This window comes from Stenotrophomonas sp. YJH_SMC_4 (assembly GCF_059371575.1).
Genome location: NZ_JCAFUR010000016.1, coordinates 26,188 through 45,831 on the forward strand (window position 1 = coordinate 26,188; position 19,644 = coordinate 45,831).

20 protein-coding genes are annotated in these 19,644 nt (G+C 68.0%); 12 read left to right on the forward strand and 8 right to left on the reverse strand.

Annotated features, from left to right (window positions below):
- Positions 1-9: 9 nt before the first annotated feature.
- Positions 10-561 carry a putative Fe-S cluster assembly protein SufT gene (gene sufT, locus AC5P9F_RS17005; protein WP_012479222.1) on the reverse strand — a complete coding sequence of 184 codons (552 nt, stop codon included), beginning with the start codon at positions 559-561 and terminating at the stop codon, positions 10-12.
- 122 nt (positions 562-683) lie between these two features.
- Here sufT and AC5P9F_RS17010 point away from each other — a divergent pair, with 122 nt between their 5' ends.
- Positions 684-1,103: a hypothetical protein gene (locus tag AC5P9F_RS17010; RefSeq protein WP_024957742.1), complete on the forward strand. Its 420-nt coding sequence runs from the start codon at positions 684-686 to the stop codon at positions 1,101-1,103.
- Between the two features lie 132 nt (positions 1,104-1,235).
- Here AC5P9F_RS17010 and AC5P9F_RS17015 read toward each other — a convergent pair whose 3' ends face one another.
- Together AC5P9F_RS17015 and AC5P9F_RS17020 are read right to left on the reverse strand one after the other, a co-directional pair.
- A complete protein-coding gene (locus AC5P9F_RS17015) occupies positions 1,236-2,696 on the reverse strand; it encodes an NAD(P)(+) transhydrogenase (Re/Si-specific) subunit beta (protein ID WP_005412324.1) in 1,461 nt (486 codons plus the stop codon).
- Positions 2,693-3,013, reverse strand: a complete 321-nt coding sequence (locus tag AC5P9F_RS17020; RefSeq protein WP_060380535.1) for an NAD(P) transhydrogenase subunit alpha part 2 — start codon at positions 3,011-3,013, stop codon at positions 2,693-2,695. The genes AC5P9F_RS17015 and AC5P9F_RS17020 overlap by 4 nt, the downstream gene beginning before the upstream one ends.
- A 98-nt stretch (positions 3,014-3,111) precedes the next feature.
- On the opposite strand from AC5P9F_RS17020, the gene AC5P9F_RS17025 reads away from it, so the two are divergent.
- The 3 genes from AC5P9F_RS17025 to AC5P9F_RS17035 are packed head-to-tail and all read left to right on the forward strand — an operon-like array spanning position 3,112 to position 4,484.
- Entirely contained in the window at positions 3,112-3,696 is a 585-nt protein-coding gene (locus AC5P9F_RS17025; protein WP_099498133.1) for an RNA polymerase sigma factor, read from the forward strand.
- A complete protein-coding gene (locus tag AC5P9F_RS17030) occupies positions 3,693-4,019 on the forward strand; it encodes a hypothetical protein (protein WP_012479218.1) in 327 nt (108 codons plus the stop codon). The genes AC5P9F_RS17025 and AC5P9F_RS17030 overlap by 4 nt, the downstream gene beginning before the upstream one ends.
- Positions 4,020-4,022: 3 nt before the next feature.
- The gene (locus AC5P9F_RS17035; protein ID WP_012479217.1) at positions 4,023-4,484 is read left to right on the forward strand and encodes a DUF3106 domain-containing protein; all 462 of its coding nucleotides are present in this window, start codon (positions 4,023-4,025) and stop codon (positions 4,482-4,484) included.
- A gap of 121 nt (positions 4,485-4,605) precedes the next feature.
- On the opposite strand, the gene AC5P9F_RS17040 is transcribed toward AC5P9F_RS17035, so the two are convergent.
- Together AC5P9F_RS17040 and pacR are read right to left on the reverse strand one after the other, a co-directional pair.
- Positions 4,606-5,685 (reverse strand): NAD(P) transhydrogenase subunit alpha, encoded by a 1,080-nt coding sequence (locus AC5P9F_RS17040; protein ID WP_043033778.1) that lies wholly within the window; start codon positions 5,683-5,685, stop codon positions 4,606-4,608.
- Between the two features lie 51 nt (positions 5,686-5,736).
- Entirely contained in the window at positions 5,737-8,058 is a 2,322-nt protein-coding gene (gene pacR, locus AC5P9F_RS17045) for a PacR family protein (RefSeq protein ID WP_164225638.1), read from the reverse strand.
- Positions 8,059-8,389: 331 nt separating this feature from the next.
- Here pacR and AC5P9F_RS17050 point away from each other — a divergent pair, with 331 nt between their 5' ends.
- Genes AC5P9F_RS17050 through AC5P9F_RS17065 form a run of 4 tightly spaced genes read left to right on the forward strand, consistent with a single transcriptional unit; the run spans position 8,390 to position 11,244 of the window.
- Positions 8,390-8,971: a nitroreductase family protein gene (locus tag AC5P9F_RS17050; RefSeq protein WP_043033804.1), complete on the forward strand. Its 582-nt coding sequence runs from the start codon at positions 8,390-8,392 to the stop codon at positions 8,969-8,971.
- Positions 8,968-9,903 (forward strand): 5'-3' exonuclease, encoded by a 936-nt coding sequence (locus tag AC5P9F_RS17055; RefSeq protein WP_005408166.1) that lies wholly within the window; start codon positions 8,968-8,970, stop codon positions 9,901-9,903. Before AC5P9F_RS17050 ends, AC5P9F_RS17055 begins: the two co-directional genes overlap by 4 nt.
- Positions 9,900-10,454, forward strand: a complete 555-nt coding sequence (locus tag AC5P9F_RS17060; protein ID WP_062607743.1) for an NUDIX hydrolase — start codon at positions 9,900-9,902, stop codon at positions 10,452-10,454. The genes AC5P9F_RS17055 and AC5P9F_RS17060 overlap by 4 nt, the downstream gene beginning before the upstream one ends.
- A complete protein-coding gene (locus AC5P9F_RS17065) occupies positions 10,447-11,244 on the forward strand; it encodes an N-formylglutamate amidohydrolase (RefSeq protein ID WP_062607744.1) in 798 nt (265 codons plus the stop codon). The genes AC5P9F_RS17060 and AC5P9F_RS17065 overlap by 8 nt, the downstream gene beginning before the upstream one ends.
- Positions 11,245-11,380: 136 nt before the next feature.
- Here the strand turns inward: AC5P9F_RS17065 and AC5P9F_RS17070 are convergent, their stop codons facing one another.
- Positions 11,381-12,799: an MFS transporter gene (locus tag AC5P9F_RS17070; protein WP_005408163.1), complete on the reverse strand. Its 1,419-nt coding sequence runs from the start codon at positions 12,797-12,799 to the stop codon at positions 11,381-11,383.
- Positions 12,800-12,889: 90 nt separating this feature from the next.
- Between AC5P9F_RS17070 and AC5P9F_RS17075 the strand changes: the two genes are divergently transcribed.
- Complete coding sequence (locus tag AC5P9F_RS17075; protein WP_231347532.1) at positions 12,890-13,789, forward strand: LysR family transcriptional regulator; 900 nt, start codon at positions 12,890-12,892, stop codon at positions 13,787-13,789.
- Positions 13,790-13,962: 173 nt separating this feature from the next.
- Here AC5P9F_RS17075 and pip read toward each other — a convergent pair whose 3' ends face one another.
- On the reverse strand, positions 13,963-14,904 hold the full coding sequence (gene pip / locus AC5P9F_RS17080) for a prolyl aminopeptidase (RefSeq protein ID WP_005408161.1): 942 nt from the start codon (positions 14,902-14,904) through the stop codon (positions 13,963-13,965).
- Between the two features lie 48 nt (positions 14,905-14,952).
- The gene (gene prmC, locus AC5P9F_RS17085; protein WP_062607745.1) at positions 14,953-15,810 is read right to left on the reverse strand and encodes a peptide chain release factor N(5)-glutamine methyltransferase; all 858 of its coding nucleotides are present in this window, start codon (positions 15,808-15,810) and stop codon (positions 14,953-14,955) included.
- A 354-nt stretch (positions 15,811-16,164) separates the two neighbouring features.
- Between prmC and ahpC the strand changes: the two genes are divergently transcribed.
- From ahpC to AC5P9F_RS17100, 3 genes are all read left to right on the forward strand, one after another.
- Positions 16,165-16,728, forward strand: a complete 564-nt coding sequence (ahpC, locus tag AC5P9F_RS17090; RefSeq protein WP_005408159.1) for an alkyl hydroperoxide reductase subunit C — start codon at positions 16,165-16,167, stop codon at positions 16,726-16,728.
- A 223-nt stretch (positions 16,729-16,951) separates the two neighbouring features.
- Complete coding sequence (gene ahpF / locus AC5P9F_RS17095; RefSeq protein ID WP_005412311.1) at positions 16,952-18,544, forward strand: alkyl hydroperoxide reductase subunit F; 1,593 nt, start codon at positions 16,952-16,954, stop codon at positions 18,542-18,544.
- An 85-nt stretch (positions 18,545-18,629) separates the two neighbouring features.
- Positions 18,630-19,592 (forward strand): LysR substrate-binding domain-containing protein, encoded by a 963-nt coding sequence (locus AC5P9F_RS17100; protein ID WP_005412310.1) that lies wholly within the window; start codon positions 18,630-18,632, stop codon positions 19,590-19,592.
- Positions 19,593-19,644: the final 52 nt, after the last annotated feature.

Here is a 19,644-nt window from a genome sequence, read left to right on the forward strand (position 1 = left end):
GGCCCTGGGTCAAAGCATGCCGGTCTCGAGCCGGGCCGCCTCGGACATCATGTGCTGGTTCCACGGCGGGTCGAACACCAGGTCGACGTCGGCCTCGGCCACCGTCGGGATCATTTCAAGCTTGCTGCGCACGTCGTCGACCAGGATGTCGCCCATCCCACAACCCGGTGCGGTCAGGGTCATCTTCACGTCGATCTCGCGCTGGCCTTCGTCCAGGTGCTTGATCTCGACCTCGTAGACCAGGCCCAGTTCGACGATGTTCACCGGAATTTCCGGGTCGAAGCAGGTGCGCAGCTGCTGCCACACCAGCTGTTCCACCTGTTCATCAGTGGCGTCGGCCGGCAGTTCCAGCGGTGCCGGTGCCTCCTTGCCGATGGCGTCGCCGTCCTTGCCGGCGATGCGGAACAGGTTGCCCTCGACGAACACCGAATAGCTGCCGCCCAGCGCCTGGGTGATGTACCCATAGCTGCCGGCGGGCAGGGTTACGGTATCGCCCTGCGGGACCATCACGGCCTCGCAATCGCGCTCGAAGTGGACAGGTTCGCTGCTACGGGAATACATGGGGACCGATATGGGGCCGTGGCCGGGGCCACGCAAGACGGCATTCTAGCCCAGCCGCTCCGGCACCGCCGGTGCACCGCCGCAAACCACAGTATCCTGTGGGTGATCTTCAGGGAGCTTCGATGTCCTCCAATGCCGCGCGTGCCAGGACCGTGACCTGGCTCTGGCCCATCATGCTGTTGCTGGGCCTGGTTGTTGCTCCCCTTGCCTGGATGGTGCTGGCGCTGATGACCGGCCGGCAGGTCGGCTGGATGGCGGTACTGACCGCCCTGGAACTGGTGTTCATGCTGCGCATGGGTACGCTCGGCCCGGGCCGGCTGCGCATCGTGCTGGTCGTGGTGGGCACCCTGCTGGTGGCCGCCGTGGCCAACTGGACCATCGCCAGCGCCTGGATGGGCGGCTCGATCGGGCTGGACCTGTGGGACGCCACGATGCGGATGGGCCCGCACCTGGCCTGGACCCTGATCACCCTGGCCAATGGCGCGGTGGAGTGGCTGTGGCTGGCGCTGGGCCTGGCCGTGGGCGCCTGGCTGGCGCGCTGAGCGCGCCGGTTGCCACGCCCGCCGGGGACATGCAGGTAGATCCACGCATGCGTGGATGGGATGGTAGTGCCGGCCGCTGGCCGGCAAAGGGGTCAAAGCCCATTCCTGCGGAAAGGGATCCGCCCCCGGTCCTCAATGCCCGCCGTCGAGCGCCTTCAACTCGCTGACCAGCGAGGCTGCCGCTTCGGCACCGTCGCCATACAGCATGCGGGTGTTGTCGGCGTAGAACAGCGCATTCTCGATGCCCGCGAAGCCCGTGCCCTTGCCGCGCTTGATCACCACCACGTTGCGCGCATTGACCACGTCCAGCACAGGCATGCCGTAGATCGGGCTGGCCGGATCGGTTCGTGCGACCGGATTGACCACGTCGTTGGCGCCGATCACCAGCACCACGTCGGTGTTGGCGAACTCCGGGTTGATGTCGTCCATGTCCGCGATCAGGTCGTAGGGCACACCCGCCTCGGCCAGCAGCACGTTCATGTGCCCCGGCATGCGCCCCGCTACCGGGTGGATCGCGAACTTCACCTTCACCCCGCGCTGGCCCAGCCGCTGCGCCAGCTCCCAGATCTTGTGCTGCGCCTGCGCCACGGCCATGCCGTAGCCAGGCACGATCACCACGCGCTCGGCGAAGGCCATCATCGCGGCGACGTCAGCCGCTTCGATCGGCTTCTGCGAGCCGCTGATCGCCTGCGCTTCGCCACCAGCACCACCGCCGAAGTTGGAGAACAGCACGTTGCGGATCGGCCGGTTCATCGCCTTGGCCATCAGCCGGGTCAGCAGGATGCCCGCCGCGCCGACCATCATGCCGGCGATGATCAATGCTTCGTTGCCCAGCACGTAACCTTCGAACGACACCGCCAGGCCGGTGAACGCGTTGTACAGCGAGATCACCACCGGCATGTCGGCGCCACCGATCGGCAGCGTCATCAGCACGCCCAGCGCCAGCGCAAGTACGAAGAAGGCGACGATCGCCCAGGTGCTGAGCGTGCTGGCGGCGATGATCGCCAGTACCACCACCGCCAGCGCCACCAGCAGGTTCATCACCTGCTGGCCCGGCCAGGTCACGCGCTTGTCCAGGCGTCCATCCAGCTTGGCCCAGGCGATCACCGAGCCGGACAGCGACACCGCGCCGATCGCTGCGCCGACCACCGCCAGCAGCAGCACCGTGCCCGACGGCTGGCGCGCGGCCAGATCGGCCAGCGCCTGCGCGCTCCAGTGGCTGGTATCGCGGTTGGCAAGGAAGGCGTAGCGCAGCAGCTCCACCGCGCCGATCGCCGCCGCCGAGCCACCGCCCATGCCGTTGTACAGCGCCACCATCTGCGGCATGTCGGTGATGGCAACCTTGCCGGCCGACCACCAGGCCAGGCCCGCGCCCAGCAGCAGCGCCACCAGGATCAGCGGCACGTTGTGCAGTTCGGGAAGGAAGAAAGTGGCCGCCGTGGCCAGCAGCATGCCCAGCCCGGCCCAGCGGATGCCGCTGCGCGCGGTCAGTGGCGAGGCCATGCGCTGCAGGCCCAGCAGGAACAGCGTGGCGGCGACGAGGTAGCTGGCCTTGACCAGCCAGTCGAGCAGTTCGACGGTGCTGATGTTCAAGCCTGCGGCTCCTTCGGCTCGTCCTTGCCGCCCTTGGGCGCGCTCGGCTTGAACATTTCCAGCATGCGCGCGGTGACCACGTAGCCACCGGCGGCATTGCCGGCACCCAGCACCACGGCGAGGAAGCCCAGGACCTTCTCCAACGGTGTCTGTGCGTGCCCCAGCACCACCATCGCGCCGATCAGCACGATGCCGTGGATGAAATTGGAGCCCGACATCAGCGGGGTATGCAGGATCACCGGCACCCGCGAAATGATCACGTGGCCGGCGATGGCGGCCAGCATGAAGATGTACAGCGCTACGAACCCGTCACTCACTGGCAACGCTCCCGCTCTGTCTTCGTCGGCCCATCATAACCATGGGCTGAACCCGGCGTGCACCCGGCGTCAACCGAAGCGGCGCTCACGCGTTGTCGATGGTGACCCCGAGCGAGGAACCGTACCCTGTGCTGGTGAGCAGCCCCGTCCCCCCGAGCGCCGAGACCGATGCCCTGCCGGCATCGCTGGAAGCGTTCCTGGCCACCGTCGGCCCGCGCGCGTTCCGCTTCGCCGAGGCCGGCCTGCGCCAGCGCGAAGACGCCATGGACGCGGTGCAGGACGCGCTGCTGCGCATGCTGGACTACGCCGACAAGCCGGCAGCCGAATGGGCGCCGCTGTTCTGGAGCATCCTGCGCCGGCGCGTGATCGACGTGCAGCGCCGGCGCCGCTTCCGCCTGCCGTTCTGGCGCGACAACCAGGACGCGCAAGGCGGCGAGATCGACTGGGCCGATCCCGGCCCGGACCCGGCACAGGCGCATGAACAGCGCCAGCAGTACCAGCAGCTGGTGGACGCGTTGCGCCGCCTGCCCGCCCGCCAGCGCGAGGCCTTCACCCTGCGCGTGCTGCAGGACCTGGACGGGGCCACCACCGCCCGCGCCATGGGCTGCAGCGAAGGCGCGGTAAAAACCCATCTGGCACGCGCCCGGCAGGCGCTGCAGGACTACCTGGAGATCCACCCGTGAACCGCTCCCTGCCTTCCGATGACACCCTGCGCAGCCTGCACGCGCAGTCGCTGCACGCGCTGTCGCCGGCTACGCTGGCACGCCTGCGCCAGGCCCGACACGGCGCCAGCGCGACCCGGCACGGGCGCCTGCGCTGGTGGCTGGCCAGCGCCTGTTCACTGGTGGTGGCGCTGGGTATCGGCCTGCAGTTCACCGGCCATGGCACGCTGACGGGCCCCGCGCCGGCACCTGTGCTGGCCTCGGTGGAAGACAACAGCGCGCTCTACGACGAAAATCCCGATCTGTACCTGTGGCTGGGCGATACCGACCTGGCGATGGAGTGAATCATGTCCCGACTGCACACCCTGCCCCTGCTGATGACCCTGTTGCTGCTGCCGGCCCTCCCGGCGCTGGCGCAGAGCGCCGCGCCCGCCCCTGCGGCACGCCCTGCGCCGGCCACGCCGCTGCCGGCCTGGGAACAGTTGAGCGAAGCGCAGCGGGAATCGCTGCTGGCGCCACTGCGCGACCGCTGGAACAGCGCCGATGCCGGCCAGCGCCAGCGCATGCTCTCGCATGGCCAGCGCTGGCAGACGATGAGCCCGGAGGAGCGCGACAAGGCCCGCCGTGGCCTGCGCCGCTTCGAGCACATGAGCCCGGAACAGCGTGAACAGGCCCGGGCCCTGTTCGGCCAGATGCGGGAACTGCCGCCCGCGCAGCGCGACGCACTGCGCGAGCGCTGGTCGCAGATGACGCCGGAACAACGCAAGGACTGGGTGCGCGACAACCCACCGCCGGCGAAGCCGCGCTGAAACGCCGCGGGGAACGGGGTCAGAGCCCTTTGCTGAGGCAAAGGAATCCGCCCCTTGGCAGATTCCGGGAACCAGGGTCAGATCCCTTTGCCAGAGGCAAAGGGATCTGACCCCATGTCGTTCACGCCTGCCAGCGTGTCTTCGCCAGCAGCTCGTCTTCCCAGTCGAAACCAAGCTGCCCTTCGCGCACGAACAGCGCGACGAAGTTGAGCAGGTTGCGCGCATACATCTCGCTGGCCTGGGTGGCGCCGCGGCTGGCCAGGCCCAGCGGGCCGTCGATGGTCACGCCCTGATGCTCGATGCACTGCCCCGGCTGGGTCAGTGCGCAGTTGCCACCGCTCTCGGCCGCCAGATCGACCATGACGCTGCCGGTGGCCATGCCCTCCACCATCGCGGCAGTCACGATCGTCGGCGCCGGTCGCCCCGGCACCGCTGCAGTACAGATCACCACATCCACGCTGCGCAGGTGGTCGGCCAGCCGGCGCTGCTGCTCGGCACGTTCCTCTTCGGTCAACGCACGCGCATAGCCGCCTTCACCGGCCGCGCTCACGCCAAGATCGAGGAAGCGCGCGCCCAGCGACTGGATCTGCTCGCGGGTTTCCGGACGCACGTCGAAACCTTCCACCTGTGCACCGAGACGCCGGGCAGTGGCAATGGCCTGCAGCCCCGCCACGCCGGCACCGATCACCAGCACCTTGGCCGGACGCACGGTGCCGGCAGCGGTGGTCAGCATCGGGAAGAAACGTGGTGCGCGTTCGGCGGCGATCAGCGCGGCCTTGTAACCGGCCATGCCGGCCTGCGAACTGAGCACGTCCATCGCCTGCGCACGGGTGGTACGCGGCAGCTGCTGCAGCGGGAACAGGTGCAGGCGGTCATCGGCAGCCAGTGCCGCCAGGCCCGGATCACTGGCCGGGGTCAACAGGCCAACCACGGTGGCACCCGGCTTGAGCTGTTCAAGCACCGCCGCCGGCGGCGCCTGCACGCACAACAGGATGTCGATTTCGGTCCAGCGCCCGGCGTCGAATGCGCGGGCACCGGCATCGTCATAGGCTGCATCGGTGAAACCTGCGGCCAGACCGGCACCGGCCTCGTACCAGACGGTAATGCCGAGGGCGCCGAGCTTGCGCGCGGTTTCCGGCGTCAGCGCCACGCGCCGTTCGCCCGGCGCGGTCTCCTTGATCCCCAGCAACGCCACGGCCATGCAGGTCCCCGCTGATCGGTGAGTTTTCCCGATCCTAGCAGGCGGCTCCACTCAGTGCAGCGTGGCGCTGCCCGGGTCCAGCCGATCGATCACACCCTGCATCGCGCTGTCGAACGCACCGTCATCCACATGGGCGCGCAGGCGTCCCAGCCGCACCATCACCGCCAGTTCCTCCGGCGAGGCCACGCAGAAGCGCACGCCGCGACGGTTGACGAACAGCAGGCGCGAGGAAATCGGGCTGACCCAGGACAGCTTGCCGGCCTGCACCTTGCCGTCCTTGTCGACGAAGTCCAGCCAGTTGCCGATCTCCATGCGACGGAAGCGATCGGCGTCGGCATTGTCGAAATCATCGGCATCGATCTGCCCGCCCAGTTCGACCGCCGGCGATTCGGCCACCGGCGGGGTCGGTAGTGCCACCTGCGGCAGTTCCGGCAGCGCGCGTTGCAGTTCCGGCCGCGATTCGGCAATGCCCTGCAGGGTGTCATGCAGGGCATCGATGGCGCCGGTGGCGGCGTCGCCATGCACGCCCACGCTGGCGAACACCTTGGCCAGCGCCGGCTGCCAGGTCTGCAGCCACGGCTTGCCGACGATCTGGCGGCGGGCCTCGGCCACTTCCTCCAGCAGCCCGTCGCCCAGGCTCAGCGCTTCGGCCACCGATGCGCCCTCCTCGCCTTCGCGCAGCAGCGCCAGGGTCAGGTGGTGCTGCCATGGCTGGCGCAGGAATTCAGCGATGGCCGGCGGCAGGGTGGCATCACCAATGCGGCGGTCCAGCTCGGCGCCGGCACGGGTACGGGCCATTTCCAGCTTTTCCTGGCCACGCTGCGTTTCGGCGGCGCGACGCTCGGCGATTTCCACGCGGCGACGATGCTGCACGAGGAACTCGCGGAATTCTTCTTCCAGGGTCAGGAAGATCGCCAGGTTCTCGTTGAACTCGGCGACCAGGCGCTCGATGATCTCCTCGACCTTGGCCATCAGCATGCGCTCGGCCTGGCTTTCGCCGGTGTTGCCTTCGCAGGCCTCGGCCAGCGAGTTGAGCAGCTTGCGCGCCGGATGGGTCTTCTGCACGAACATGCGACGGTCGAGCATGGCGACCTTGACGAACGGCACCACCAGGCGGCCGATCAACTCGCGCGAGCGGCCTTCCAGTTCGCGCTCGTCCAGCATCACGTCGAACAGCATGCCCACCAGGTCGATTGCATCCTCGTCCTGCGGGTCCAGCCGGGTCTGGCCCGGGTCGACACCGAGACGGGTGGCGCTGGACAGCACTTCGCTCTTCAACCGCTGCGCCAACGATTCGCCGTCCTCGCCGATCGCTGCGCGCAGGGTCGCGCTGGGCGTGGCCTGCAGCAGCGACAGCACCGACATCATCTCGCGCTGGCTGAGCGGACGCTGCTGGCCGATCGCCACCTGTGCGGCCGACGTCGCGTCCTCGCGCACGTGGCGGGTCTGCTGCAGCAGTTCGTGCAGCGCCTCCAGCAGCATGCCCTGCTGGCCCGCATGGGCCTCGCCGGTGCCGCTGCCTTCGGCGCCCAGGTGCTGCTGCATGTGGCCACGCCGCTCGGACCAGCGTGCGGCAAAGCGCTGCGCCCAGGCCGGCGCGGCCTGCTCGTCATCACCGAATTCGCCGTCCAGGCCCGAGCCCGGGCGCTGCTCCACCAGGTCATCCAGGCCCGAGGCCATGCGCGGGTCGGGCGCGGCCGACGGCGGACGCCGCGGCGCCCCCATCTGCGACATCACCCCGGCCGCGGCCAGTTGCTCGTCCAGCTTCTCGTAGATGCGACCCACCGGCGCGCGCAGGTCGCGCTCGCACAGCTTGATCAGCACCAGGTGTACTTCCGGGGCCAGTTCACAGCCGGCAAAGGCTTCGTGGACGGCCACGCCCAGGTGTTCGGGGCTGATGGGATTATGGTCGGCATCCAGTTCGGCGCCGCCGACCAGACGGCCCAGGCGACGGTCGAGCCGCGCCAGCACCGGCTTGAAGTCACGCAGCAGCACCGTGGCGAAATTGCGCACCGCCAGCCGCGACTCCAGCACGTGCTCGGCCAGCAGGCTCAGGCCATCCTCGGCTGGGCCGGACAGCGTCGATTCGGCCGACATGGGCTCACCACTGGCCAGCGCATCCCAGGCCCGCTGCAGGTGGCCAGAGAAGGCACCGGCAATGTCCTCGCGGCGGCGGCGCAGTTCGCGCATCGCATCCAGGAACAGCAGCTGCGACGAACCGGCATTGCCGGCCCGGTCGAACAGGGCATCGTCGAAGCGCGCCAGTGCCGCGCCAAAGGCCTGGCACAGCGCGGGCAGGACCATGTCCCGGGCACGCTGGAGCTGGGCCGGGTCACGGCCCGGCGATCCCATCGGTGTGGGCGCGCTCATCATTCGGGAAGGCTCCCCACCTTCTCTGGTACGACAGACAACGTGGACATCGCGACAACCGGCACACCCCATGTACCGGTACGTCGATGGTAGGCCGGCCAGCCCGTCACGGACAGTGAAACAGTCCTCACTTCAAACCTCATGACCGGCGGCCCGGCAAGGTAGATATCGTAAGCCGTGCAAGGCCTGCGAGGCGAGGGGAAGCGGCCGTCCGTTTCCCGCCAGTGGCATGACGTTCATCACAGTTTGGTATTCAAAGGCCAGACGCGACACAGACGGTGTCTTTGACCACCCCGACTATAATCAAACCTCCGTGATGACCGGTTCAGACTCCATGCCCGACCCCGCCGCCCTGCTCGCCCTGGATGCCCGCCGCTCTGTGCCTTCGCGGCAACTGGCCGAGCCCGGCCCGGACCCGGCCACCCTGCAGCGGATGCTGGCTTCGGCAGTGCGCGTGCCCGATCACGGCAAGCGCGTACCGTTCCGCTTCCTGAAGATCGCCGGCGATGCACGTCACACTCTGGGCGACTTCCTGGCCGAGCGCAGCCGCCAACGCGACCCGCATGCGGGCGAGGCCGTGTTCGAGAAGGATCGCCAGCGTTTCAGCCATGCGCCGCTGGTGATCGTGGTGGTGGCCAGCCCGCGCCCGGACCCGAAGGTCCCCGAGCAGGAGCAGCTGATGACCGCCGGCTGCGTCTGCTTCGCCCTGCTGCAGGCCGCACAGGCGCTGGGCTTCGGCGCGCAGTGGCTGACCGCCTGGATGGCCTTCGACCCCGCCGTGCACGCCTACCTGGGCCTGGCCGAGGGCGAAGGCATCGCCGGTTTCATCCATATCGGCACGCCGAAGGCCGCCGTGCCCGAGCGCGAGCGTCCGGACCCTGCCATCCTGCTGCGCGACTGGACGCCTCCGGCATGACCCTGCCGGTACCACCGCCGTCGCTGTACCTGGTCGACGCCAGCATCTATGTGTTCCGCGCGTGGCACTCCCTGCCCGACCAGTTCCAGGACGCGCAGGGCTGGCCGACCAATGCCGTGCACGGCTTCGCCCGCTTCCTGCTGGACCTGCTCGAGCGCGAACGCCCGCGTCACATCGCCATCGCCTTCGACGAAGCGCTGGACAGTGGCTTCCGCCACCGCCTGTACCCCGCCTACAAGGCCAACCGCGACCCGGCGCCGGAGGCGCTCAAGCGCCAGTTCGTGCACTGCAAGGCGCTGTGCGCAGCGTTGGGCCTCGCCGTTCTGGCCCACCATGAATACGAGGCTGACGACCTGATCGGAAGCGCCCTGCATGTGCATCGTGGCAGCCACCGCGGCGTGATCATCTCCGCCGACAAGGACCTGTCGCAGCTGCTGCTGGATCACGACGAGCAGTGGGACTACGCACGCAACCAGCGCTGGAACGTGGCCGGAGTGAAGGCGCGGCACGGCGTGCACGCGCACCAGATCGCCGACTACCTGGCGCTGTGCGGCGATGCGGTGGACAACATTCCCGGCATCAGTGGCGTCGGCAGCAAGTCCGCCGCCGTGCTGCTGGCCCATTTCGGCAGCATGGATGCACTGTACGAACGCCTCGACGAAGTGCCGTTCCTGCGCCTGCGCGGCGCCGCCCAGATGGCGGTGCGCCTGCGCGAGCAGCGCGAGCACGCCCAGCTCTGGCGCCAGCTGACCACCATCGCGCTGGACGCGCCGCTGGAAGGCAGCCAGCCCGGCCTGTTGCGCCAGGCGGCCGATCCCGAGCTGCTCGGCGGCCTGTGCCAGACCCTGCGCTTCGGCCCGATGACCCGCCGCCGGCTGTTCGATGCCGCCGGCGTGCCCGATATTCTTCCCACCCACAGCGAGCCCGCATGAGCCAGCGCAACACCGAAGCCCCGCGTGTCGTCTATGAAGGCAAGTACCAGCGCATGCTGGTGCGCGGCACCTGGGAATACAGCGAACGTACCCACGCCGGTGGCCTGGCCGCGATCATCATCGCCGTCACCCCCGAGGACAACGTGCTGTTCGTAGAGCAGTTCCGCGTGCCGCTGCAGGCACCCACCATCGAGATGCCGGCCGGCCTGGTCGGCGACATCCACGCCGGCGAATCGATCGAAGTCTCGGCCGTGCGCGAACTGGAAGAAGAAACCGGCTGGACCGCCGATCACGCCGAAGTGCTGCTGATCGGCCCGACCTCTTCCGGCGCCAGCAGCGAGAAGATCGCTTTCGTGCGCGCTACCGGCCTGCGCCGCGTTGGCGAGGGCGGTGGTGACGACAGCGAAGACATCATCGTGCACGAGATTCCGCGCAGTGAGGCAGCGGCCTGGCTGGTGCAGAAGATGGGCGAAGGCTACGAGCTGGACGCCAAGCTCTGGGCCGGGCTGTGGATGATCGAGCATCACCTGGACGGACGCCCGCGTGGCTGACGCCGACCTGCACGCGCTGCCGGCGCTGCTCGGCGCCGACGACCCGGCGATCCATACGATCCACCGGCCTCAGGGTGCCTCGCCGTACCTGATGCTGGCCGATCATGCCGGCCAGCAGGTGCCGCGTGCCCTCGCAGGCCTGGGCTTGCCGCAGGCCGAACTGGACCGCCATATCGGCTGGGACATCGGCATTGCCGGCACCACCCGCGCACTGGCCGAACGGCTGGATGCCTGGGCCATCGAACAGACCTATTCGCGGCTGCTGATCGACTGCAACCGCCCGCTGGCCTCGCCGACGCTGATTCCGGAGGTGAGCGACCACACCGTGGTGCCGGGCAATGCCGGGCTGTCGGCGGCACAGCGGCAGCAGCGTATCGATGCGATCCACGCGCCCTACCACGCGCGCATCGACGCGGAACTGGATGCGCGCCGAGATGCCGGCCGCCCCACCCTGCTGGTGATGATGCACAGCTTCACTCCGGCGATGAACGGCGCGCAGCGACCGTGGCATGCCGGCGTGCTGTACCACCAGGACACGCGCTTCGCCCATGCCTTGCTGCAGGCACTGCGCGAGGAAGGCGACCTGGTGGTTGGTGACAATGAACCGTATTCGGTGAGCAGCACCAGCGACTACGCAGTGCCGGTGCATGGCGAAGGCCGCGGGCTGGTGCACGTGGAACTGGAAATCCGCCAGGACCTGATTGCCGATGTGGCTGGGCAGCAGGCGTGGGCGGAGCGGCTGGCGCGGATCTTCAGCGCATTGCAGCCGCAGTTGCTGGCGTTCGGTTGAACGCGCGTGGATCCATTCCGGATCGGTAGTGCCGGCCGCTGGCCGGCAACCTCAATGATCCAACCACCCCGAGGTTGCCGGCCAGCGGCCGGCACCACCGCAGGCGTGGCACATCCACCCACGGCAGCGCCTTCAATCATGCATCGCTGACCGGGCAGACGGTGGCGGCCGATTCGACCGGCGCCGGGCGTAGGCCCAGCGCGATCACCACGCCGAGCGCGGCGAACAACGCGGCGCCGTACTGTGCATTGACCATGCCTTGCAGGGCGTCGGCACTGGTTGCGGCCTGCGTGCCGCGCGCGGCGTTGGCCACCATCACCAGCACCGCCAGTCCCAACGCGCCGCCGATCTGCTGGGCGGTGGCCGCCATGCCGGACGCGACGCCTTGCTGCGGACCCGGCACGCCCTGCCCGGCCACGATCCACATCGCTGTCCAGCTCATGCCCTGGCCGATGCTGAGCACCACGATGCCCGGCAGCAGCGGCCAGTAGCTGGCACCGTGCGGCATCGCCAGTGCCACCGCGGCAATGCCGATGGCACCGGCGGCGAAGCCCCAGGCCAGTACCTGCCTTGGCGAACGGCGCCGCAGCATGCGTTCGGCAATACGGATGCCGAAGGTGCACACCAACGTCGGCAGCAGGAAGGCCATGCCGGCCTGCAGCGGGCTCCAGCCATAGCCATCCTGGAAGTAGAGCGCCAGGAAGTAGTACTGCACGCCATAGCTGCTCATGAAGGCGAAGGTCAGGCCGAGTGCCGCGCGCAGGCCCGACAGGCGCAACAGCGAAAACTGCATCAGCGGGTCACGGCTGCGTTTTTCGATCTGTACGAACACCGTCAACAGCACGGCTGAAAGCAGCAGGCAGATCAGCGTGGCCGGTGCCGTCCAGCCCCACTCCGGCCCTTGAACCAGGGTAGTGACCAGCAGGCTGCCGCCGGCGGTGACGGTCAGGCAACCGGCCAGATCGAAGGAGCGGCCGCGCACCCTTGGACCATCGGACGGCAACCACGCACCGGCTGCGACCGCGCACGCCGTGGCCAGCGGCACGATCACCGCCAGCACCGCCGGCCAGCCGAACGCCTGGGTCAGCACTCCACCGAGCAGCGTGCCCAGCGCCAGGCCGACCGCACTGGCCATGCTCCAGATCGCCAGCGCGCGGTTGCGCACCGGGCCTTCGGCGTACAGCGTGTTGATCAGTGCCAGCGTGGCGGGGAACAGCAGGGCCGCACCGACGCCCTGCGCGGCGCGCGCGATGATCAACAAGGTGGCATTCGGCGCCAACGCACCGAGCAGCGACGCCAGTGCGAACAGCAGCATGCCCAGCCGGTAGAAACGGCGACGGCCAATCAGGTCGGCGGCGCGGCCACCCAGCAGCAGGCTGCCACCGAACGCCACGGTGTAGGCACTGACCACCCACTGCAGCTGCTGCGCGTTGATCTGCAGCGCGCGGCCCATGTCATGGAGGGCGACGAAGATGATGGTGGCGTCCAGGGCGATGATCAGCTGCGCGGTGGCCAGCAGGGTCAACGCCCAGCGCGGGTATTTGAGGGGAGGCATCGGCGGTCTGGATCGATGGGGGAGCGCAGTCTCATTGATGCGGGCCAATCAATAAACCCCTGCCCGACCATATCTGTCATGATTTTCGGCATGAATGGATCCTCGTTGGACCTCAATGCCGTGCGCATGCTGGTGCAGGTGGCCGAGGCACGCAGCTTCACCGTCGCTGCCGGGCAGCTGGGCCTGAGCCAGTCCGGCCTGTCGCGCGCGATCGGGCGGCTGGAAGCCACGCTGGGGGTAAAGCTGCTGCAGCGGAACACCCGCAACGTGGCGTTGACCCCGGATGGCCGCCAGTTCGTGGAACAGGTGGCACCGCTGCTGGCCGGCCTGGACGATGCCGAGCGGCAACTGGCCGACCGCCCGTGCACGCCCTCGGGTACGTTGAAGATCAGTGCGCCGTCGATGTTCGGGCGCAAGGTGCTGGTGCCGCTGCTGGGGCCGTTGCTGCAACGGCATCCACAACTGCAGGTGGAGGCGGTGCTCAGCGACCGCCTGGTCGATCTGGTCGAGGAAGGTTTCGACGCCGCGCTGCGCACCGGCGTCATCGCCGACCAGCGCATAGTCGCGCGCCCGCTGCGTCCGCTGCGATGGGTGACGGTGGCCAGCCCGGACTACCTCGACCGCTGTGGCGCGCCCGACGATGTGGCCGCGCTGCAGGATCACGCCTGCCTGGCGGTGCGCAACCTGCGCAGTGGCCGGCTGGTGGACTGGCAGTTCCTGCAGGACGGGCAACTGCGCGAGTTCACGCCGCCGACGCGGATGGTGTTCGACAGCGGCGATCCGCTGGTGGAAGCGGCCATCGCCGGCATCGGCATCGTGCAGGTGATGGATTTCGCGGTGGCCGACGCGCTGGCTGACGGCCGCCTGCAACGTGTGCTGCAGCCGTTTGAAGGTCGCAGCCGTGCGCTGTCGCTGATCTACCCACCGTCGCGCCAGCATTCGCCGAAGCTGCAGGTGCTGGCCGACGCGTTGCTGGCCGGGGATTGGTAGCGCCGGCCGCTGGCCGGCGCCTGCAGGAATCCACCCGTTTCAGGTTTGCCGGCCAGCGGCCGACACTACCAGGCTGTGGTCGATCCACGCCATGCGTGGATGAGGGTTGATAGCGCCGCGCATGGCCCGGCGCTACCGGTGCGGCGTTGCCGGCCAGCGGCCGGCACTACCGATCAGGCGAAGCTGTCGGTGGCGCGCACCAGCGCGTCCACGTTCTCGGCCTCGAACGCCGAATGGCCCGAGGCCGGCGTGATTTCCAGCTTCGCCTTCGGCCAGACCTTGGTCAGGTCCCAGGCATTGGCCAGCGGGCAGACCACGTCGTAGCGGCCGTGCACGATCACGCCGGGAATATCGGCGATGCGGTGCGCGTCGCGCAGCAGTTGGTCTTCCACCTCGAAGAAGCCGCCGTTGACGAAGTAGTGGTTCTCGATGCGGGCAAACGCCAGCGCGAAGTGCGGGTCTTCGTGGCTGTTGATGAAGTCATCATCGACATGCAGGAAGCTGGTCGCGCCTTCCCACACCGCCCACGCCTTGGCCGCTTCCAGGCGGGTGGCTTCGTCGTCGCTGGTCAGGCGGCGGTGGAAGGCCGAGATCAGGTCATGGCGCTCCACCGACGGGATCGGCTTGAGGTAGTGCTCCCACGCATCCGGGAACAGGCGGTTGGCGCCTTCCTGGTAGAACCACTCCAGTTCCCAGCGGCGCAGCATGAAGATGCCGCGCAGGACCAGTTCGGTCACGCGCTGCGGATGGGTTTCGGCATAGGCCAGCGCCAGGGTCGAACCCCAGCTGCCACCGAACACCTGCCAGCGATCGACCTTGAGGTGTTCGCGCAGCTTCTCGATATCGGCAACAAGGTCCCAGGTGGTGTTGTCCACCAGGTCGGCGTGCGGGGTGGAACGGCCGGCACCGCGCTGGTCGAACAGGATGATGCGGTACTTGGACGGGTCGTGGAACTGGCGCATCTTGTCGCTGCAGCCACCGCCCGGGCCACCGTGCAGCATCACCACCGGCTTGCCGTCCGGGTTGCCGCACTGTTCGAAGTACAGCGTGTGGCGGTCGTCGACCTTCAGGGTGCCGACGTCGTAGGGTGTGATGGCGGGGTACAGCGTTCGCATGCTTGCAGCTCCAGGGTGATGCCCTGCCGGGGCAGGAGAACCTCCATTCTAGGCCGGACGTCGGCCCAGGGTGATGCGGTCGCGCTGCTCCAGATCCTGCACGGTCTGCACCTCGGCAAACCCCGCCGCGTCGAACAGCGCGCGGATCGCCTCGCCCTGGTCCCAACCGTGCTCGATCAGCAGCCAGCCGCCGGGCAGCAGGTGGGCCTGGCCACCGTCGACGATGCGGCGGATGTCGTCCAGGCCATCCGGACCCGAGGCCAGTGCGGTGGCCGGCTCGAAGCGCAGGTCACCCCGCTCCAGATGCGGATCGTCGCTGGCGATGTACGGCGGGTTGCTGGCAATCAGATCAAAACGCGCGCCCTGCAGCGGTGCATACCAGTCGTGCCCGCCTTCAGCGAAGCGGACGTTGCGCAGATCATGGCGGGCGGCATTGCGCGCGGCCACGGCCAGCGCGCCCGGGCTGGCGTCGGTGGCCAGCACCTGCGCCTGCGGCCGTTCGCTGGCCAGTGCCAGTGCAATCGCACCACTGCCGGTGCCCAGGTCGGCCAGCTGCAGCGACTGGTCTGGCGACAGGCGCTCCAGTGCCAGCTCGACCAGCAGCTCGGTTTCCGGACGCGGGATCAGCGTGGCCGGGTCGACCTCCAGGTCCAGCGTCCAGAATCCGCGACGGCCGGTCAGGTAGGCCACCGGCTCACCGGCCACGCGGCGGGCCAGCAACGCCTCGAAGGCGGCCTGGTCATTGGCGGCCAACGGATCGGTGGCGTGCGCGAACAACCAACTGCGCGGGCGGTCCAGTACATGCAGCAGCAGCAGTTCAGCCTCGTGGCGGGCTTCGATGCCGCCGAGACGGGCACTGGCCTCGGCCACGATCTGGCGCAGGGAGGGTTCGGTTTGGAAGGACATTCCGCAATTGTAGAGCCGTGCCCATGCTTGGCTGCTTCTGGAACAGCGGAACATGGGCTCGGTTCCAGAGATCCGCAGTCGAGCGTGGCTCGACACTACAAAAAGCTGCAATCCGTTCAGGTTCTGCCGGAGGGAATAAGGAGGGGCTATCGGCCCCTTTCCGCGCCTCCGGGAGATTTCCCTTGTCACACAGCCAGTTGCAGGATGGGAGCGGAAAGGTTCAGTGCCTGCTCATGACCGAATGATAGACTCCATCTATCAAATAGATGCAATCAATGGATTGTTCTTATCGCCAGCGAGTCGGTAACCTAGCTCCTGTCGATTCACCCACTCCCCTTCACCAGAGGAAAAACGATGTCCCTGATCAACACCCAGATCCAGCCGTTCGAAGCCAACGCTTACCACAATGGCGAGTTCATCAAGGTTTCCGACGCCAGCCTGAAGGGCCAGTGGTCCGTCCTGATCTTCATGCCGGCCGCCTTCACCTTCAACTGCCCGACCGAGATCGAAGACGCGGCTGACCATTACGCCGAGTTCAAGAAGGCTGGCGCCGAGGTCTACATCGTCACCACCGATACCCACTTCTCGCACAAGGTGTGGCACGAAACCTCGCCGGCCGTCGGCAAGGCCCAGTTCCCGCTGGTCGGCGACCCGACCCACCAGCTGACCAACGCCTTCGGCGTGCACATTCCGGAAGAAGGCCTGGCGCTGCGCGGCACCTTCATCATCAACCCGGAAGGCGTGATCAAGACCCTGGAGATCCACTCCAACGAGATCGCCCGTGACGTTTCCGAGACCCTGCGCAAGCTGAAGGCTGCCCAGTTCACCGCCGCCAACCCGAACCAGGTCTGCCCGGCCAAGTGGAAGGAAGGCGAGAAGACCCTGACCCCGTCGCTGGACCTGGTCGGCAAGATCTAACGCAGTACCGGCCTGCCGTGGCCCCACGCCACGGCGCGCCCTTCGTCCCCATGCCGGTGCCCTACCGGCGTGGGGGTGAACCCAAGACAGCCAACGCTGGCCCGCCTTGGCCAGCCAGCCCCTTCCACGGTCGCTGTCTTGGGTTCACCCCTACCCCCAGCTGGTCCGCTACCTTGTACAGCGGTGCCACGCCCCCTGTTTGCCTGAAGCCAGGAGAAGACCGATGTTGGACGCCAACCTGCAGTCGCAGCTGAAGACCTATCTGGAGCGCGTGACCCGCCCGATCCAGATCACCGCGCACGCCGACGACGGCGCCAAGTCGCAGGAGATGCTGGAACTGCTGCAGACCCTGGAAAGCCTGTCGGACAAGATCTCGCTGCAAGTGCTGCGCGATGGCCAGGGCCGCGTGCCGTCCTTCGACCTGGGCACCCCGGGCCAGGACATCCACCTGACCTTCGCCGGCCTGCCGATGGGCCATGAGTTCACCTCGCTGGTGCTGGCGCTGCTGCAGGTGGGCGGTCATCCGTCCAAGGCCACCGCCGAGCTGATCGAGCAGGTGCAGAACCTGGAAGGCGAGTACAGGTTCGAAACCTACTTCTCGCTGTCCTGCCAGAACTGCCCGGACGTGGTGCAGGCGCTGAACCTGGCGGCGGTGCTCAACCCCCGCATCCAGCACGTGGCCATCGACGGTGCCCTGTTCCAGGACGAAGTCGAGAAGCGCGAGATCATGTCGGTGCCGACCGTGTACCTCAACGGCGAAGTGTTCGACCAGGGCCGCATGACCCTCGAGCAGATCGTGGCCAAGCTGGACACCAATGCCAGCAAGCGCGATGCCGAGAAGATCGCCGCCAAGGACGCCTTCGACGTGCTGGTGGTGGGCGGTGGCCCGGCCGGTGCTGCAGCGGCGATCTACGCCGCACGCAAGGGCATCCGCACCGGCATCGCCGCCGAGCGTTTCGGTGGCCAGGTGCTGGACACCATGGCGATCGAGAACTTCATTTCGGTGAAGGAGACCGAAGGCCCGAAGCTGGCCACGGCACTGGAACAGCACGTGCGCGAGTACGAGGTGGACATCATGAACCTGCAGCGCGCCAGCGCGCTGGTGCCGGCCGGCGAAGACGGCCTGGTGCAGGTGCAGCTGGAGAACGGCGCGGTGCTGAAGTCGCGTTCGGTGATCCTGTCCACCGGCGCGCGCTGGCGGCAGATGAACGTGCCGGGCGAAGACCAGTACCGCAACAAGGGCGTGGCCTACTGCCCGCACTGCGACGGCCCGCTGTTCAAGGGCAAGCGCGTGGCGGTGATCGGCGGCGGCAACTCCGGCGTGGAAGCGGCCATCGACCTGGCCGGCATCGTGTCGCATGTAACCCTGCTGGAGTTCGATTCCAGCCTGCGCGCCGATGAAGTGCTGCAGAAGAAGCTGCGCAGCCTGGCCAACGTCACTGTGTTGACCAGCGCCCAGACGACCGAAGTGCTGGGCGACGGCAGCCGTGTCACCGGCCTGGTCTACAAGGACCGCATCGGCGGCGACGCCCACCGCGTCGAGCTGGAAGGCATCTTCGTACAGATCGGCCTGCTGCCCAACACCGAGTGGCTGAAGGATGTGGTGGCGCTGTCGCCGCGTGGCGAGGTCGTCATCGACGACCGCGGCCAGACCAACCTGCCGGGTGTGTTCGCTGCTGGCGATTGCACGACGGTACCCTACAAGCAGATCATCATCGCCATGGGCGCCGGTTCGACCGCCGCACTGAGCGCGTTCGACCACCTGATCCGCTCGTCGGTGAGCAACAGCAGCGGTGCCGTTGCTGAAGCGGCCTGATCCACCGTTCCCAGATCACCGGGAACATTGTCTGCCTGTCGGGTAACCATGCCGTCAGCCGGTCCGTTACCCCTGGGGTGTAAGGATGAACCTACGTGATCTGAAGTACCTGGTAGCCCTGGCCGACCACAAGCATTTCGGCCGGGCTGCCGCCTCCTGCTTTGTCAGCCAGCCCACGCTGTCCACGCAGATCCGCAAGCTGGAAGAAGAACTGGGCCTGCCGCTGGTGGAACGCGCACCGCGCAAGGTGATGCTGACCCCGGCCGGCCAGGAAGCGGCGGCACGGGCACGGGTGATCGTGTCCGAAGTGGAGCAGCTGAAGGAAGCGGCGCGACGCAGCCGCGACCCGGAAGCCGGGACGGTGCGCCTGGGGATCTTCCCGACCCTCGGTCCGTACCTGCTGCCGCATGTGATCCCACGCATCCGCGAGCGCTTCCCGGAGCTGGAACTGCTGCTGGTCGAGGAAAAGAGCGATGTGCTGCTGGACCGCCTGCGCGAAGGCAAGCTGGACGCCGCGCTGCTGGCGCTGCCGGTAATCGACGACCAGCTGCACGCCGAGTTCCTGTTCGAGGAACCGTTCCTGCTGGCGGTGTCCGGGCGCCACCCGCTGGCCCGCCGCGAACACCTGGATGTGCAGGAACTGGCCACGCAGAAGCTGCTGCTGCTGGAAGATGGCCACTGCCTGCGCGACCAGGCACTGGAAGTGTGCCGCCTGTTCGGCGCCAACGAGAAGTCCGAGTTCCGCGCCACCAGCCTGGAGACGCTGCGGCAGATGGTTGCCGCCGACGTCGGCATCACCCTGCTGCCCAGCCTGTCGGTGCAGCCGCCGGTGCCGCGATCGAACAACATCCGCCTGCTCGACTTCACCGGCGAGGGCCGTCCCAGCCGTCGCATCGCCATGATCTGGCGCCGCAGCTCGGCCATGAACGACTTCCTGATGGAACTGGCCGACCAGTTCAAGCGCCTGCCGCAGGCGCTGTTCACCCTTGATGCGGTGAATGCCACCGGCGAAGCGACCGCCCTGCCCGGCCCCGCCCTGAACGGCTGAACCCCCGCAGCACCGGCCTGGAATCGGCAGGAGTCGATTCCGGCCGCATTTG